Here is a 16,981-nt window from a genome sequence, read left to right as displayed (position 1 = left end):
TTTGTCTACTCCCTGCCTACGATTTTCAAATAATGCACACCTGAATGCTGTTCAATCTCTTCCACCATCTCCGACAGATTCTTCGTTGTCTGCAACACCTCCACACTGAGCGTCAGTGTTGCCACCCCGTTGATCGGAATACTCTGGTGAATAGTCAGGATATTCGCCTGATACCTTGCCACCGCGTTTAAAAGCTCTGCCATAACCCCCGGTGTATCATCAAGCTGAATAACCATCGTAACAGTCCTTCCTTTTTCATTTTCGTGAAATGGGAAAATATCATCCTTATATTTATAGAAAGAACTTCTGCTGATACCGATCTCTTCTGTCGCTTCCTGAATAGTCATTCCACGTCTGGTTGCGAGCAGTCTCTTTGTCTCGACAACCTTTATGAGCACCTCCGGCACTGCTTTTTTCTTTACCACATAGTACTTTGTATTATCCATTGTTACTCCTCTGTTTCAGATAAGCATTGATAAATGGATCCAGCTCCCCATCCAGAACTGCACTTACATTTCCGGTCTCTTCACCGGTACGGTGATCCTTGACCAGATTGTAAGGATGTAAAATATAGGATCGGATCTGGCTTCCAAAATTGATATCCTGAACTTCCCCCCGGATGCCGGATACCTTTTCTTCCTGCTCCTGCTTTTTCAAAAGATACAGCTTGGCTTTCAACATCTGCATCGCTTTGTCCTTATTAAAAAGCTGCGAACGTTCATTCTGGCACTGCACTACGATTCCTGTCGGAAGATGCGTGATCCGCACCGCAGACGAAGTCTTGTTGATATGCTGTCCTCCGGCTCCGCTCGAACGGTAGGTATCGATCCGCAGGTCGTCGTCATTCAGCTCAATGTCAATATCATCTTCAATATCCGGTATCACATCACAGGATGCAAAAGATGTCTGCCTCTTGCCTGCTGAATTGAACGGAGAAATACGCACCAGACGGTGCACTCCCTTTTCTGACTGAAAATAGCCATATGCATTATCTCCCGTTACTTCAAACGTGATTCCTTTCAGTCCGGTAATATCTCCGTCCTGATAGTCCAGCACGGTTATCTGAAATCCTTTTGACTGTGCATATCTTGTATACATACGATACAGCATATTTGCCCAGTCACAGCTGTCTGTTCCTCCGGCTCCTGCATGCAGTGTCACGATTGCATTGCAGGAATCATATTCTCCCGAAAGAAGCGTCCGGATCCTGAGATCTTCAAATTCTTTTTCAAATTTAGCGATCTCACGCTGGATCTCTTTGATCATCTCCCGGTCTTCTTCCTCTTCCGTAAGTTCGATCAGTGCATTGATATCTTCATATGAACTTTCCAGATCCCGGACCTCCTTCACACAGTCCTGCATTTTCCGGAGTTCCTTCATAATCCTCTGCGAAAGCTCTGTCTTGTCCCAGAACCCCGGTTCTTCTATCTTTCTTTCCAGCTCTTCAATCCGTTTTTCTTTGCCTGCCAGGTCAAAGTGAATCCCTCATTTCCTTCAGGGGTTCTTCATACGCATTTAATGTCTGCTTAAATCCGTCTAATTCAACCACTGTATCACCTCAAATCTCATAAAATTATATAAAAATCCAAACAGTCGTATTTATTTTCTTCCACAGCACTGTTTGTATTTCTTGCCGCTTCCACACGGGCATGGATCATTTGGATATATCTTTTTCTCGGCACGTACCTTTGGACCCTTTGCAACACTGTCATCTTTATTGGTACCGGTTACCTTTGCAACCTGTTCTCTTTCAACCTTCTGTTCTACATTGACATGGAAGAGAAGTCTGACTGTATCCACTTCGATTGCACGTGTCATTTCACCGAACATATCATATCCGATCATCTTGTATTCAACCAGAGGATCTCTCTGTCCGTAAGCCTGCAGACCGATTCCCTGACGTAACTGATCCATATCATCAATGTGATCCATCCATTTTGCATCGATCACACGCAGAAGGAACACACGCTCCACCTCACGCAGATGCTCTGCTTCCGGGAACTGTGCTTCTTTTTCTTCGTATGCTTTTGCAGCACGTTCTTTCAGGAGATGCTTGATCTCTTTTGGCTCTTTATCCTTTGCATCCTCCTCCGTAACCGGCGGAAGCGTTGGAATCACATCCAGAAGTTCACGGTTCATTGCTCCAAGATCCCATTCTTCAAAATCCTGTTCCTCAGAAAGATTGGCATCGACAGTATTTTCCACAAAGTCTGTGATCATATGGAAGATAGAATCTCTCATATTCTCACCGTCAAGGACTCTGCGTCTTTCATCGTAGATGATCTCTCTCTGTTCATTCATTACCTGGTCATATTCAAGCAGGTTCTTACGAATACCAAAGTTATTGCTCTCAATCTTCTTCTGAGCCTTCTCAATCGCACTTGAAAGCATCTTGTGCTCGATCTGTTCTCCTTCTTCTACTCCAAGCTTGGTAAATACATCCATCAGTCTCTCGGAACCGAACAGACGCATCAGGTCATCCTCCAGAGAAATATAGAATCTGGATTCTCCCGGATCGCCCTGACGTCCGGCACGTCCACGCAACTGGTTGTCAATACGACGGGATTCATGACGTTCTGTACCGATGATCTTCAGTCCGCCGGCTGCTCTTGATTCTTCATCAAGCTTGATATCCGTACCACGGCCTGCCATGTTGGTTGCGATCGTAACAGCCCCATGCTGTCCTGCCTGTGCAACGATCTCAGCCTCCAGTTCATGGAACTTGGCATTCAGTACATTATGTTTTACGCCGCGTTTACTGAGCATCTTACTGAGGAGCTCGGAAGTTTCGATCGTGATCGTACCAACCAGAACCGGCTGTTCTTTTTCATGCGCTTCACAGATTGCATCAATAACCGCGTTAAATTTCTCTTTCTTTGATTTGTAAACGGCATCCTCCAGGTCAATTCTCTGTACCGGAACATTCGTCGGAATCTCAATAACGTCCATTCCGTAAATATCACGGAACTCCTGTTCCTCTGTGAGGGCTGTACCTGTCATACCGGATTTCTTCTCATATTTATTAAACAAATTCTGGAATGTAATGGTAGCCAGAGTCTTGCTTTCTCTCTTGACCTTTACATGCTCTTTTGCTTCGATTGCCTGATGAAGTCCGTCAGAATAACGGCGTCCCGGCATGATACGTCCGGTAAATTCATCAACGATCAGGACCTCATCATCTTTTACTACATAATCCTGGTCACGGAACATCAGATTATGTGCACGCAGTGCCAGAATGATGTTGTGCTGGATCTCCAGGTTCTCCGGGTCAGCAAGGTTCTCAATATGGAAGAACTTCTCAACCTTCTTCACACCCTCTTCGGTCAGGTTGATATTCTTTTCTTTTTCATTGACAATGAAGTCTCCGGTCTCTTCGATCTCTTCTCCCATAATGGCGTTCATCTTAGAGAATTCCCCGCTTGCTTCACCTCTCTCCAGCTGTCTTGCCAGAACATCACATGCTTCGTAAAGTCTGGTTGACTTTCCACTCTGTCCGGAAATGATAAGCGGTGTTCTCGCTTCATCGATCAGAACTGAGTCAACCTCATCGATAAGTGCATATTTCATACCGCGCTGTACCAGCTGTTCTTTGTAGATAACCATGTTATCACGGAGGTAATCGAAACCAAGTTCATTATTCGTCACATAAGTGATATCGCAATTATACGCTGCACGTCGTTCATCATTATCCATCTGGTTCAGAACAACTCCAACAGTCAGTCCCAGGAATTCATGAACCTTTCCCATCCACTCAGCATCACGCTTTGCCAGATAGTCGTTGACTGTTACAATATGCACCCCTTCTCCGGTCAGTGCATTTAAGTATGCCGGCAGTGTAGATACAAGTGTTTTACCTTCACCGGTCTTCATCTCGGCAATACGGCCCTGATGCAGGATGATACCCCCGATCATCTGTACACGGTAGTGGCGCATTCCAAGTACACGGACAGCTGCCTCTCTTACAACAGCAAACGCTTCCGGAAGAAGATCGTCCAGTGTCTCTCCTTTTGCAAGCCTCTCCTTGAATTCTTTCGTCTTTTCTTTCAATTCCTCATCGGAGAGCTTCTGCATCTCCGGCTCCAGCGCATCAATATGATCCACGATCGGGTAGATTCGCTTCAATTCATGTTCGCTGTGCGTTCCAAATATCTTTTCAATAATTCCCATTTTATTAAGCTCCTTATATTCCTTGCTTATCACTTCTGTCTGAAGTGTTTTGCTTTTTTCCGCTATAGATAGACAGTATCCATTGTAGCACCATTTCTTTTATTCTTCAATCAGTTTATTTCACCGGTTCTGTCAGCTCGGCATACGGAATCTTACCGCCAAAAAGATCCAGTGCACTGCCGATCGTATAGTCCAGCTTTTCCCCGCTGATCCGTGCAAACTCCCGCAGATCCTCCATGCTTCCAATTCCACCGGCATAGGTGATCGGAAGTCCGTTCCACGCCGCAAGCATCCTGACCAGTTCCTCCTCTGTACCAGATGCTTTTCCTTCTACATCAACCCCGTGAACCAGAAATTCATCACACCATCCGGACAGCTCTTCCAGGACCTCCGGTATCAGTCTGAGCTCAGTAAATGTCTGCCATCTGTTGGTTACAATATAATAACTGTTCTCGCGCCTCCGGCAGCTGAGATCCAGTACCAGATGCTCTTTCCCTACTGCCTTTTTCAGCCGGTCCAGCCGGTCATACCGCACCTGTCCATTCTGAAATACATAGGATGTAACGATCACATGACTTGCCCCTTCCTCCAGATACTCTGCAGCATTTTCTGCAGTAATTCCTCCGCCGATCTGCATTCCGCCCGGATAGGCATGTAGTGCTTTCAGTGCCTGTGCCTTTGTCGCATCATAGTATTCCGATGCCGGCGGATTCAGCAAAATAATGTGTCCTCCGGTAAGTCCATCTTTCTTATACATTGTCGCATAATAATCTGCATCCTGTCTGGATATGTAATTTTCTACCGCTGCATTTCCCGCATCTTTCAGGCTGCCACCCACAATCTGCTTGACTGCATCGTTATGAATATCTATACATGGTCGAAATTTCATGAAGTCCTCCGCTTTTTCTGTTGATCTCGTCTTTGCATACCGTCATATTGTATCACACCCACGGACATTTTACTACCTTTTGTCTGTAAAAAAGGCAAGACTTTTCCGCAAAGTCTTGCCTTTTCCCTATTCCTGACCATCTATTGTATGATTATCATTTACATTCCGGTCCTCTGTCCTGTTTCTGGTCATATCATCGACTCCGTCTTCCACATCATCTACTGCATCCTCAACACCATCTCCGATATCGTTTGTGACATCATTTACCGTTCCATTCTGATTCGTCCCACCGGTATTCGTATCCGGATTTGCAGCGTTATCACCATTTCCACACGCCGTAATTCCTCCCATCAGCATCACACAGGTAAAAACCAGAACCATTCTTCTTAGATATTGCATGTTGTAATTCTCCTTTTTCTGTAAAATACTTGTACTATTACTATCCGCAGAAAAAGGATTTTTATACTTATTTTTAAATTTTTTCGATGATCTGACCACTTCTGTAAGCGTCCAGCAATGCCTCCAGATCCGCGATCCGTTCCTTCAGTACTTTTCCAACATCAGTATCTCCTACCGTCTTGCGTTCGAGTGTCCGTTTTACGATCACACTGTCCGAATGGATATCTCTTTCTTTTTCAATAGCTGCCTCCGTCGATTCAAACGGATCATGCGCCGCAAGGATCAGTCCATAGGAATTATAGATCAGCGTGTATCCTGCAATTCCGGTTTCTTTCTGGTACGCTTTTGAAAATCCGCCATCAATTACAAGCACTTTTCCACCACATTTGACCGGATTCTCTCCATTTTTCGTTTTCACCGGAACATGTCCGTTGATGATATGGGAAATTTCTCTGTCCAGGCCAAATTCATCCAGAATTCCGTTCATCACATTTTCATCTTCAAGAAGAAGATAATACGCATTCTTTTTCTCTTTCCACAGCTCCTTTTCTGCAAGGAAATAACGCTCAAAGGTCGCCATTTTATCTTTGCCGAAAAGAGGAGAATTCGCACCCTGCCAGATATACCACATCAGGTCACGCCCTTTTTTCTTTTCATCCGGATCTACCGCAAAAAATCCTTTTCTCACATAGGACTCCATCACATCATAAAGTGTCCTTCCCTGATAGCTTTTACCGTATATCTTTACCTTTCTGAGTGATCCGTCATCATTCAGTGGAACACAGCCGTGATACAGCAGATTGGAATTGTAAATCTTGTAAAGACTTCCTTTGTTCAAAAGGAAACGCATATGCCGCTGCAATTTTTCACAGCTCTGGAACGCTTTTACCAGGCGGTTCATGATCTCTTCTTCTTCAGCTGAAAGCTGATATGGATTCTTCGGATCTATTGTCGGAAAATAATCATCCAGAAGCTGATAGATTTTTCCTCCTATCGTTATAGTCCCTTCCTCGTAGTTGATCTTATCCAGAAAGTTTCTTCTCTGGAAACCAAATTCCGGATAAAGCTCTGCTGCCTGTCCTTCTACTTTGAACTGGATAACAGAAATTGCCTTGTGCATTTTCATATTCAGTTCCAGCTCCTGTGGTTTGCAGTTATCCTGCCCTTTTAATAAAAAGCATTCACAGGGATCTTTTGCATACTGTTTCCATGCGAAAGTTGCAAGTGGAAGCAGATTGATCCCATATCCATCCTCCAGAATATCCAGATTCCCATAGCGGGCACAGATACGGATTACATTCGCAATACAGCATTTCTGCCCCGCTGCCGCTCCCATCCACAGGATATCATGATTCCCCCACTGGATGTCCACCGAATGATACTCCATCAGCTTGTCCATGATCAGATGCGGTCCCGGACCTCTGTCGTAAATATCACCGACAATATGCAGGTGATCCACAACCAGACGCTGGATCAGTTCACACAAGGCTACAATAAATTCCTCCGCTCTTCCGATCTGGATAATTGTACTGATGATCGAATTATAATATGATTCCTTATCTGTCATTCCTGACTTTTCTGTGATCAGTTCCTCGATCACATATGCAAAATCCTTCGGGAGTGCTTTTCTGACCTTCGATCTGGTATATTTGCTCGCCGAACGTTTTGCTACCTCGATCAGACGGTACAGCATGATCTTGTACCAGTCATCCATATTCTGTTCTTCTTCCCGGATCCGCTCCATCTTCTCCCGCGGATAGTAGATCAAGGTTGCCAGCGTCTGCTTGTCCCGACTGCTCATTGTGTTTGCAAATACATCATCGACCTTGCGCTTTACCGAACCCGATCCGTTCTTCAGCACATGTGCAAACGCTTCATATTCTCCGTGAATATCCGTCAGAAAATGTTCCGTTCCTTTTGGAAGATTCACGATTGCCTGTAAATTAATAATTTCTGTGGACGCAGCTGCGATTGATGGAAATAATTCCGACAGCCCTTCCAGATATTTCTCCTCTAATGCTTTCATAACTTCCTCCCTCTTGTATAAAAGCTTTTTCTGCTTACAGTCCGATCACATCACTCATATCGTACATTCCTGCCGGTTTTCCAGCCAGGAATTTGGCAGCTTCAACTGCACCTTTTCCAAAAATTGCTTTTGAATATGCAGTGTGGTGGAATTCGATCACTTCATCTGCCCCCGCAAAGATGACGTCATGCTGTCCAACGATCGTACCTCCACGTACTGCAACGATCCCGATTTCGTTTTTCTCACGTTTTTTTCGTTCATGACTGCGGTCATAATTATATACATACTGGTCAGCCATCGCTTCATTAATCGAATCTGCAAGTGCGATCGCTGTTCCACTTGGAGCATCAACTTTCTGATTATGATGTTTTTCTACAATTTCAATATCAAAGCCTGCCGGAGCAAGAACCTTTGCTGCATCCTTTAAAAGCTTCATCAAAAGATTGACTCCCAGTGACATGTTTGCAGAACGGAGAACCGCAACTTTTTCTCCTGCTTCTTTCACCTTTGCAAGCTGTTCCTCAGAAAGTCCTGTTGTGCAAAGAACAACCGGAAGAGTTTTCTCCACACATACATCCAGAAGCTCATCAACTGCTGCTGCGTTTGAGAAATCAATCACAACATCTGCCTGCACATCACACTCTGCAAGGCTTGTAAATACCGGGTACGGATTCTCGATTCCGGTGAATTTATCAATACCTGCCACGATCTCGATCACATCATCCTCCTTTACAAGTCCCGAGATCACCTGTCCCATTTTTCCGTTACATCCATGCATAATTGCCTTAACCATTTTGTATTCCTCCTTGTTATCTCCATTTTCTTGTGTATCTTTTCACAAATTCCTGTATAGCACAAAAGGAACTGATGGATACTCCAGTCAGTCCCTTTTCTCTATAATCTGACCCTTTATTATGCCAGTTTAATTCCAAATGCTTCCAGTTCTTTTGCAAGCTGTGCTGTATGTGCTTCTGTCATCTCTGTCAAAGGCATACGCAGAGGACCTGCCTGCCATCCCATCAGATTTAAAGCCTTTTTAACCGGAATCGGATTCACTTCACAGAATAACTTCTCGATCAGCGGAATCGCATCCAGCTGCATCTTACAGCTTCCCTTGACATCTCCTTCAAAGAACTTTGCACAGATGTCATGTGTATACTGCGGAGCCACGTTCGCAAGAACTGAGATGACACCCTTTCCTCCAACAGAAAGGAGCGGTACGATCTGGTCATCATTGCCTGAATACAGATCGATCTTGCCATCTGTCAGCTGCATGATCTTTGAAATCTGGGAAATATTGCCTGATGCTTCTTTTACCGCAACAATATTCTCTATATTTTTATGTAAAGCTGCAACTGTCTCCGGAGCAATATTCACACCGGTACGGCTCGCCACACTGTAAAGGATGATTGGTGCTTTTGCTTCTTTTGCAACAGCGGTATAATGTGCGATCAGTCCGTCCTGTGTACATTTGTTATAATATGGTGTTACAAGCAGCAGTCCGTCTGCACCGTCTTCTACTGCCTCTTTTGACATCTGGATCGTTGTGTAGGTACTGTTGGAACCGGTACCTGCGATCACCGGGATTCTTCCCTTGACACGCTCGATCGCAAATTTGATGCATTCCATGTGCTCTTCTTCTGATAAAGTAGAGGATTCACCTGTTGTTCCGCAGATGATAATACTGTCGGTCCCATGTGTACAATGGTAGTCCAGCATTTCATCCAGTTTGTCATAATTTATACTCTCGTCCTCATGAAACGGCGTTACAAGTGCCACTCCTGATCCTGTAAATATAGCCATAATATTCCTCCTGACATGTTGCTTTATGATACTAAACGATCAAATCAAGTTTAGCATTAAATGCAGGCACTGTCAATCAGAGTCTTTTCCAGTTTACTGACCGAAACTTCATAAGCAACCCTCTTTTCTGTCTCGGTATCTGAAATCCGTTTTACATATTCCCTGCTCTGGATCCTTCCCAGAAGCTGTACATGCTCTCCCACTTCAAAGCCGGAGGCATATCTTGCATTTCTCCCCCAGCAGATACATGGAATGTAATCCGATTTTCCATATGGGCGGTTAACCGCAAGCAAAAGATCTGCAATCTCCCTTCCAAGCGGTGTCTTTCGGTAGATCGGTTCCTTGCAGATATAGCCATCCAGCCAGATACTGTTGGTCTTTGTCCCGTCAGGTTCTTCTTCCATAAAGGAAATCTCCCGTACAAATACGGATAATACCAGACGGTTTTTCTGCTCTTCATGCCGATTGTAAGAGCGGAACTGTCCGTGCACCATAATATACTCTCCGGTATAATCCTGTGTCACGTCGATCAGCCTCTCTGAGATCATCAGCGGAATACGGTCTTCTGAATTGCTCAGTCTTTTCACTTCTACCTCTACCATATAAAAGCCTTCTCCAAAGACCTCATGGCTGAATGAAAATTCAGTTGCTACCTTTCCCATGATCGTTACCTGGTTATTTTCAATAATCTTATCTGACATAATAATGTAAATCTCCTTCCTCTTCGCAGGCGTATTTTACCGCGTTCTTACTCTTGATCACTATCTAATCTATGAAGCTTTTCCAGTTTTTAGAACAAAAAGTAAACTCTTTTTTTGCAGAAAGTCAAATTTTTTTCTTTCTACTTGTAAATTTTTCAAAATGTGATAAACTATACGGGTTGTAACTTTAAATAGGTAATAAGAAGGGTTTTGAGAATATGAAGACAAAACGTGAAGACATTAGAAATATCGCTATCATCGCCCATGTTGACCATGGTAAAACAACATTAGTAGATGAACTTTTAAAACAGAGCGGTGTTTTCCGTGAAAATCAGGAAGTAGCCGAACGAGTAATGGATTCCAACGATATCGAACGTGAACGTGGAATTACCATTCTTTCCAAAAACACTGCAGTTGTTTATAAAAATACAAAGATCAATATCATTGACACTCCTGGACATGCCGATTTCGGCGGAGAAGTAGAACGTGTCCTTAAGATGGTCAATGGAGTGGTTCTTCTGGTTGACGCTTTTGAAGGTGCCATGCCACAGACCAAATTTGTTTTGAAAAAAGCTCTTGCACTGAAGCTCCCGGTTATCGTATGTATCAACAAGATCGACCGTCCGGAAGCACGTCCGGATGAAGTTATCGATGAAGTTCTTGAACTTCTCATCGATCTGGGCGCATCTGACGAACAGCTTGACTGCCCGTTCCTTTTTGCTTCTGCAAGAGACGGATATGCAACTTACAATATCGACGATGAACCGAAAGACATGGTTCCTCTGTTTGAGACCATCCTGGATTACATCCCGGCTCCGGAAGGAGATCCTGATGCAGGTACACAGATGCTGATCAGCACCATCGATTACAATGAATACGTTGGCCGTATCGGTGTTGGAAAAGTCGATAACGGAACGATTTCTGTCAACCAGGATGTAGTTGTTGTAAACCATCATGATCCGGACAAACAGAAAAAAGTAAAGATCAGCAAATTATATGAATTTGACGGTCTGAATAAAGTAGAAGTAAAAGAAGCAGGCATCGGTTCTATCGTTGCAATCTCCGGTATTGCAGATATTTCCATCGGTGATACGATCTGTTCGCCGGACAATCCGGTTCCGATCGAATTCCAGAAGATTTCCGAGCCTACGATCGCAATGCAGTTCGTTGTCAACGACAGTCCGTTTGCAGGACAGGAGGGTAAATTCGTCACTTCCCGTCACCTCCGTGACCGTCTGTTCCGTGAACTGAATACAGACGTCAGCCTTCGTGTTGAAGAGACAGACAACACAGACAGCTTCAAGGTATCCGGACGTGGAGAGCTTCATCTTTCCGTCCTCGTTGAAAACATGCGTCGTGAAGGTTATGAATTCGCAGTCAGCAAAGCCGAAGTTCTTTACAAAAAAGACGAAAACGGCAAGCAGCTCGAGCCAATGGAAACCGTATACATTGATGTACCGGATGAATTTACAGGTATAGTTATTGATAAATTAAGCCAGAGAAAAGGCGAACTCCGCAACATGGGAATGTCTAATGGCGGATACACCCGTCTTGAATTCTCCATCCCGTCAAGAGGTCTGATCGGTTATCGTGGAGAATTCCTGACCGATACAAAAGGTAACGGTATCATGAACACAGCCTTTGACTGCTACGCTCCGTATAAAGGAGATATCCAGTACAGAAGCCAGGGATCCCTGATCGCCTTCGAGACAGGTGAAGCTGTAGCTTACGGTCTGTTCAACGCACAGGATCGTGGAACACTCTTCATCGGACCTGGTGAAAAGGTTTACTCCGGTATGGTAATCGGTCAGAATGCGAAGACAGATGATATCGAACTGAATGTATGTAAGACCAAACACCTTACCAATACCCGTTCTTCAAGTGCTGATGAAGCCTTAAAGCTTACTCCGCCGAGAATCCTCAGTCTGGAAGAAGCACTTGATTTCATCGATACCGATGAACTTCTGGAAGTCACACCGAAGAGCCTGCGTATCCGTAAAAAGATTCTGGATCCTAAACTCCGTAAGAGAAGCAATTTCCAGTAAAAAACTATAGATTTTTCTTTACACTTCCCCCTTGTATCCGTTACAATCTTTGTATACAACGAACAAGGGGGATTTTTTATGAAAAAATACTTAAACGCAGCACTCCATAAGCTGACCGTACTTCTGGAATTTATCATTTCATTCGTTCTGGCTGCCGGAATCATCATTCTGCTTGTCCAGCTGATCCTGTCCATGCCAAATGTTCCGGATCTGAATATTTATCCAAATTACGAAGACCTGGTAGAAACCTGTTTCAATCTGATCATTGGTGTCGAGCTGATCCGTATGCTTTATCAGCACAAGCCTTCCACTGTGTTTGAGGTGCTGTTATTTGCCATCGCCAGACAGGTGATCATGGCACATAATAATCCGGTATCCAGCCTGATCGGTGTGATCTCCATCGCACTTTTATTTGCAACCAGAAAGTTCCTTTTTATTGAATTTGATGAATCTGAAAAAATCATTTTCCGTGCTACTACAAAAGCACGGATTGTAAACAGCATCCTGCACGTCCATATTCCGTATGAAGATGAACAAACCTTATATGACGTGATCACTAAAAGATTTGAACAGGAAAAAACAGAAATTGGTGTTGGTGCAAGTACATTCTTCGACAATTTTGGTCTGCGCGTTGCCAAAATGCATAACGGCAAGATCAGTCGTATCGAAGTAATCCGCTCCATACATTGACAGAATTTTCTGATAATTCAGTTTTCTTTACAGAATTTTAATAATTTTTTTGCATTTACCATTGCATCTCTCCCCTATGATAGAGTATAATGTAGCTATAGCCGGAAGGATATAAAAACTATCTATACATCCTGCCGGTCAAGCTCTTATAGATGCACTTATCTCCGTACATACTATGAGAAATATGAGAAAAAAGGAGTTGAGCTGTATGAATTTTATCATTAGCGGAAGAAACATTGACATCACACCTGGTCTCAGACAGGCTGTAGAACAGAAATTAGGAAAACTGGAAAAGTATTTTACTCCTGAAACTGACATTATCGTTACACTCAGTGTAGAAAAAGAACGTCAGAAAATCGAAGTTACGATCCCTGTAAAAGGAAACATTATCCGTTCCGAGCAGGAAAGCAGCGATATGTATGTATCCATTGATCTCGTAGAAGAAATTATCGAGCGTCAGCTCAGAAAGTATAAAACCAAACTGATTGCAAAACAGCAGGGCGGACATGATTTCCGTCAGGAATTTATTGAATCCGATACTTCGGCAGCAGAGTCAGATGAGATTGAGATCGTCCGTACCAAACGTTTCGGCATCAAACCAATGTTCCCGGAGGATGCCTGCATTCAGATGGAACTTCTCGGACATAACTTCTACGTATTCAGCAATGCTGAGACAGACGAAGTCAATGTCGTATATAAGAGAAAGAATGGAACCTACGGTCTGATCGAACCGGAATTCCAGTAAACCAATAAGCTCATACAGAGAACCTGCTGTCTGCAGTTCCTCCTGTATACTAAGACATTAAAACCCCTATACAGAACGGATTCTCCGTTCTGTATAGGGGTTCTTTTTCCTGTTCTATTCCTCAAAAACCAGGATTTCTTTTCCATCCTCCGCAAAATAGCAGCTGTCTCCTTTTTCGATCACAGCCTGTCCATTTGTTCCCTCTGTAATCTCGGAAACCACACATTGCTCCTGATCATAAGGCAGAATCACTTTCATCAGCACTTTATCCGTATACTGTGTATCCTGCACACTGATCTGCCGTTGTCCGAGGATATACTGGATCTTCCCAAGTCCGGTATAATCCGTTCCAATCTCATACCGGTAACCCAGGCGCTTTGTGATCACAGTACTTGCCTGAAGACCTTCCTTTACTGCTCCCTGATAAGCCCGCACCAGACCACCTGTTCCCAGAAGCGTCCCGCCAAAATACCTGGTCACAACAACCGCCGTATCGTGAAGACCTTCCCCTGTAAGCACATCCAGCATCGGTTTTCCTGCTGTACCTGCAGGCTCCCCGTCATCACTACATCTCAGAGTTGGATTTGTTACACCGATCACATAAGCAAAACAGTTATGTCTTGCGTCCCAGTATTTTTTCTTCACTTCTTCTATAAATGCCAGTACTTCTTCTTCTGAGTGTACCGGTCTTACCGTTGCGATAAAACGGGATTTCTTTTCAACAATTTCCCCTTCTCCTCCCCGGTATACTGTTTTGTATTCTTCCTGCATGTCTGCGTTTTTCCCTTCATTTTCCTTATATTTTCACTATTCCCAGTATACAAATCTATTTCTTCAGATGCAAGAAAATTACAAAAATGTTACAATTTCCCTATATTTCCGAAATTTTTCTTAATTTTGTAAAATGGAACATTGAAGTTTTCAATTTTTCCTTTATTTAGATTATCAAGTTTGATATAATATTGCAATATGAAGGAGGAAGCATTCATGAATTATGGAAAGCGAAAAGCTTCTAAAAAACAAAAACGCATAACATCGAAAAAGAATATGCACAAAAAGAAACTGGGCGTTCGCCTTTTTAAAGGTTTTCTATTATGTATCTTTGTCTGCTGTATCCTCGCAGCGATCGGAGGTGGCTTTATCATCAAGCATGTGATTGATAATGCACCTGAGATTACAGCTGACAGCATCAAACCACAGGGTTATACGTCTACCGCACTTGCAGATGACGGCACGACAACAATAGCCGAATTCACCGGTGCAGGTGCCAACCGTGTATATAAGACGATTGATCAGATCCCGGAGGATCTGCAGCATGCATTCGTCGCAATCGAAGACTCCCGTTTTTACAAGCATAACGGTGTTGATATCCAAGGTATTATCCGTGCTTTTGTTGTTGGTATCACTCATGGTGGCAACTTCTCTGAAGGAGCCAGTACCATTACCCAGCAGCTGATCAAGAACAATGTCTTCCCTGACTTTGTAAATGAAAGCACTTTTGAAGAAAAGCTGGAACGTAAGATCCAGGAACAGTATCTCGCAATTCAGGTTGAAAAGCAGCTTGATAAAGATTCAATCCTTGAAAGCTACCTGAACACGATCAACCTTGGTCAGGACTGTCTGGGAGTACAGTCAGCCGCACAGAGATATTTTAATAAGGATGTCAATGAACTTAACCTTTCCGAATCTGCAACCATCGCTGCAATCACACAGAATCCGGGAAGATACAATCCGATTACCAATCCGGAAGACAACGCAACCCGCCGCAAAAAAGTTCTGGATAATATGCTCGATCAGGGCTGGATCGACCAGGCTGCCCATGATGAGGCACTGGCAGATGACGTATATTCCAGAATTCAGAACGTAAATACACGGATCGAAGAGACCAACACCGTCAACTCTTATTTTGTTGATGCCCTGTCTGAGCAGCTGATCGAAGATCTCACCTCAGAAGACGGACTTGGATATTCCCAGACACAGGCAGAGAACGCACTGTACAGCGGTGGTCTCACCATTTATTCAACTCAGAATCTTACGATGCAGAACATCTGTGATGAAGAATTGAATGATGACAACAATTATCCGGCCAATATTGACTGGGGTGTTGATTATGCCCTCACAGTCTATCATACTGATGGCTCGGTAGATAACTACAGTGCCGGACACCTGAAACAATTCGGGGCAGATCAGTACGGTGATGATGAAGGACTTCTCTTCGGATCACAGGAAGCTGCGCAGGAAAGAATTGACGCATTCCGTAACAGTCTTCTCCAGGATGGCGAGACCTATGATGAGTATGTCAACCTCTCTCCACAGCCGCAGACTTCACTTACCATCATCGATCAGAAAACAGGGCAGATCAAAGCTCTTGTCGGTGGCCGTGGACAAAAGACAACCAACCGTGGACTGAACCGCGCATACAAGGGTTCTACCCGTAACGCAGGTTCTACATTCAAGATTCTTGCCGTATACGCTCCGGCATTGGACAGCGCAGATCTTACACTTGCTACCACCGAAGTTGATGAAGAATACTACTATCAGCACGACCTGGAACATCATCAGGTTCATAACTGGTGGGGCGATTACTATAAAGGTACCGTAACATACCGTCAGGCGATCGAACAGTCCATGAACATCATTGCGGTAAAGACATTGAATAAGATTGGTATCAATCTTGGTTTTGAATACTGCGAGAAATTTGGTCTTTCCACACTTACCGAAGACGATGCTGTAGAGTCTCTTGCTCTTGGTGGTATTTCCCATGGTGTTTACAACTATGAACTGACAGCAGCCTATGCATCCATTGCAAACGGCGGTGTATATAACAAACCATCCCTGTACACAAAGGTATTGGATCATGATGGTAATGTCCTGATCGACAACTCCAATCCGGAAAGCCACACTGTGATCAAAGATACAACTGCAGCACTTCTTACCAACGCCATGCAGGATGTTGTCACAAAGGGTACTGCAACCGATGCACAGCTCAATAATATGCCTGCATCCGGTAAATCCGGTACAACCTCCGACAACCGTGACTTCTGGTTCGAAGGATTTACACCGTATTATACCTGTGGTATCTGGATGGGTTACGATGGTAACCAGGAAATGTCTGAAGGAAGCTGGAACTATCATTTCAAGATCTGGGCTAAGATCATGAACCGGATCGATGAAGCTTTGGGACTAACCTACAAAGACTTCGCGATGCCAGGTTCTCTCGTTCAGAAGAGCGTATGTACAATTTCCGGTAAACTTGCCGGTTCCGGCTGTCCGTCACAGACCGAATGGTTTGATCCGGATACTGTCCCGACCGAGACATGTTCCGGACATGCAAGCAAGTCAACTACCACAAACAGTACAAAAAATTCGAATGACAAATCCGATTCTAATAGTACAACGGGTGGAAACTCCTCCGGTAACTCTACCGGCACTAATGGGGATACTACCGGTGGTACCGGCGGTGATTCCGGCAATACCGGCGGCGGCACTGATTCCGGTAATAATAGTGGCAATTCT

Annotated in this window: 14 protein-coding genes; 4 read left to right on the top strand and 10 right to left on the bottom strand. The window is 44.0% G+C overall.

What is annotated here, in order from left to right; all coding sequences use genetic code 11:
- Window positions 1-5: 5 nt before the first annotated feature.
- From PGR14_RS05595 to PGR14_RS05555, 9 genes are all read right to left on the bottom strand, one after another.
- The gene (locus tag PGR14_RS05595; protein ID WP_008374505.1) at window positions 6-446 is read right to left on the bottom strand and encodes an ACT domain-containing protein; all 441 of its coding nucleotides are present in this window, start codon (window positions 444-446) and stop codon (window positions 6-8) included.
- A protein-coding gene (gene prfB, locus PGR14_RS05590; protein WP_117556961.1) for a peptide chain release factor 2 occupies window positions 439-1,549 on the bottom strand; the annotation gives its coding sequence in 2 pieces (ribosomal slippage) (window positions 439-1,473 and window positions 1,475-1,549; 1,110 coding nt in all). The genes PGR14_RS05595 and prfB overlap by 8 nt, the downstream gene beginning before the upstream one ends.
- Before the next feature lie 50 nt (window positions 1,550-1,599).
- Window positions 1,600-4,167 (bottom strand): preprotein translocase subunit SecA, encoded by a 2,568-nt coding sequence (gene secA, locus PGR14_RS05585; protein WP_055156979.1) that lies wholly within the window; start codon window positions 4,165-4,167, stop codon window positions 1,600-1,602.
- Between the two features lie 115 nt (window positions 4,168-4,282).
- Complete coding sequence (hisA, locus tag PGR14_RS05580) at window positions 4,283-5,056, bottom strand: phosphoribosylformimino-5-aminoimidazole carboxamide ribotide isomerase (protein ID WP_270223121.1); 774 nt, start codon at window positions 5,054-5,056, stop codon at window positions 4,283-4,285.
- A gap of 126 nt (window positions 5,057-5,182) precedes the next feature.
- Window positions 5,183-5,455 (bottom strand): hypothetical protein, encoded by a 273-nt coding sequence (locus tag PGR14_RS05575; protein ID WP_055156975.1) that lies wholly within the window; start codon window positions 5,453-5,455, stop codon window positions 5,183-5,185.
- Between the two features lie 73 nt (window positions 5,456-5,528).
- A complete protein-coding gene (locus PGR14_RS05570) occupies window positions 5,529-7,481 on the bottom strand; it encodes a fructose-1,6-bisphosphatase (RefSeq protein ID WP_055246730.1) in 1,953 nt (650 codons plus the stop codon).
- A gap of 34 nt (window positions 7,482-7,515) precedes the next feature.
- A complete protein-coding gene (gene dapB / locus PGR14_RS05565; protein ID WP_022220287.1) occupies window positions 7,516-8,274 on the bottom strand; it encodes a 4-hydroxy-tetrahydrodipicolinate reductase in 759 nt (252 codons plus the stop codon).
- Window positions 8,275-8,393: 119 nt separating this feature from the next.
- Window positions 8,394-9,284 (bottom strand): 4-hydroxy-tetrahydrodipicolinate synthase, encoded by an 891-nt coding sequence (gene dapA, locus PGR14_RS05560; RefSeq protein ID WP_008374488.1) that lies wholly within the window; start codon window positions 9,282-9,284, stop codon window positions 8,394-8,396.
- A 56-nt stretch (window positions 9,285-9,340) separates the two neighbouring features.
- Window positions 9,341-9,985: a single-stranded DNA-binding protein gene (locus PGR14_RS05555; protein ID WP_008374486.1), complete on the bottom strand. Its 645-nt coding sequence runs from the start codon at window positions 9,983-9,985 to the stop codon at window positions 9,341-9,343.
- Between the two features lie 218 nt (window positions 9,986-10,203).
- Here PGR14_RS05555 and typA point away from each other — a divergent pair, with 218 nt between their 5' ends.
- The 3 genes from typA to hpf all read left to right on the top strand — a co-directional run bounded on the left by typA (window position 10,204) and on the right by hpf (window position 13,465).
- Window positions 10,204-12,030: a translational GTPase TypA gene (typA, locus tag PGR14_RS05550; RefSeq protein WP_008374484.1), complete on the top strand. Its 1,827-nt coding sequence runs from the start codon at window positions 10,204-10,206 to the stop codon at window positions 12,028-12,030.
- A gap of 78 nt (window positions 12,031-12,108) precedes the next feature.
- A complete protein-coding gene (locus PGR14_RS05545) occupies window positions 12,109-12,720 on the top strand; it encodes a transporter (protein WP_008374483.1) in 612 nt (203 codons plus the stop codon).
- A gap of 208 nt (window positions 12,721-12,928) precedes the next feature.
- Window positions 12,929-13,465: a ribosome hibernation-promoting factor, HPF/YfiA family gene (gene hpf, locus PGR14_RS05540; protein WP_022220288.1), complete on the top strand. Its 537-nt coding sequence runs from the start codon at window positions 12,929-12,931 to the stop codon at window positions 13,463-13,465.
- A 114-nt stretch (window positions 13,466-13,579) separates the two neighbouring features.
- Here hpf and PGR14_RS05535 read toward each other — a convergent pair whose 3' ends face one another.
- Complete coding sequence (locus tag PGR14_RS05535; RefSeq protein ID WP_008374480.1) at window positions 13,580-14,236, bottom strand: YigZ family protein; 657 nt, start codon at window positions 14,234-14,236, stop codon at window positions 13,580-13,582.
- Window positions 14,237-14,452: 216 nt separating this feature from the next.
- Here PGR14_RS05535 and PGR14_RS05530 point away from each other — a divergent pair.
- Window positions 14,453-16,981, top strand: a 2,529-nt coding sequence (locus tag PGR14_RS05530; RefSeq protein WP_270223120.1) for a transglycosylase domain-containing protein, incomplete at its 3' end; no start/stop codon positions are given.

Source organism: Coprococcus sp. AF99-45 (assembly GCF_027663865.1).
GTDB classification, from domain to species: Bacteria; Bacillota; Clostridia; order Lachnospirales; family Lachnospiraceae; genus Allocoprococcus; species Allocoprococcus comes.
The sequence above is the reverse complement of the archived record's forward strand: the minus strand, read 5'-3'. Positions and strand labels throughout refer to the sequence as shown.

What these genes read in the sequence shown, in the direction of transcription:
- PGR14_RS05575 (WP_055156975.1), bottom strand. Translation starts at nt 5,455, where the DNA reads ATGCAATATCTAAGAAGAATGGTTCTGGTTTTTACCTGTGTGATGCTG.
- PGR14_RS05570 (WP_055246730.1), bottom strand. Translation starts at nt 7,481, where the DNA reads ATGAAAGCATTAGAGGAGAAATATCTGGAAGGGCTGTCGGAATTATTT.
- PGR14_RS05545 (WP_008374483.1), top strand. Translation starts at nt 12,109, where the DNA reads ATGAAAAAATACTTAAACGCAGCACTCCATAAGCTGACCGTACTTCTG.
- hisA (WP_270223121.1), bottom strand. Translation starts at nt 5,056, where the DNA reads ATGAAATTTCGACCATGTATAGATATTCATAACGATGCAGTCAAGCAG.
- PGR14_RS05595 (WP_008374505.1), bottom strand. Translation starts at nt 446, where the DNA reads ATGGATAATACAAAGTACTATGTGGTAAAGAAAAAAGCAGTGCCGGAG.
- dapB (WP_022220287.1), bottom strand. Translation starts at nt 8,274, where the DNA reads ATGGTTAAGGCAATTATGCATGGATGTAACGGAAAAATGGGACAGGTG.
- PGR14_RS05555 (WP_008374486.1), bottom strand. Translation starts at nt 9,985, where the DNA reads ATGTCAGATAAGATTATTGAAAATAACCAGGTAACGATCATGGGAAAG.
- typA (WP_008374484.1), top strand. Translation starts at nt 10,204, where the DNA reads ATGAAGACAAAACGTGAAGACATTAGAAATATCGCTATCATCGCCCAT.
- PGR14_RS05535 (WP_008374480.1), bottom strand. Translation starts at nt 14,236, where the DNA reads ATGCAGGAAGAATACAAAACAGTATACCGGGGAGGAGAAGGGGAAATT.
- hpf (WP_022220288.1), top strand. Translation starts at nt 12,929, where the DNA reads ATGAATTTTATCATTAGCGGAAGAAACATTGACATCACACCTGGTCTC.
- dapA (WP_008374488.1), bottom strand. Translation starts at nt 9,284, where the DNA reads ATGGCTATATTTACAGGATCAGGAGTGGCACTTGTAACGCCGTTTCAT.
- secA (WP_055156979.1), bottom strand. Translation starts at nt 4,167, where the DNA reads ATGGGAATTATTGAAAAGATATTTGGAACGCACAGCGAACATGAATTG.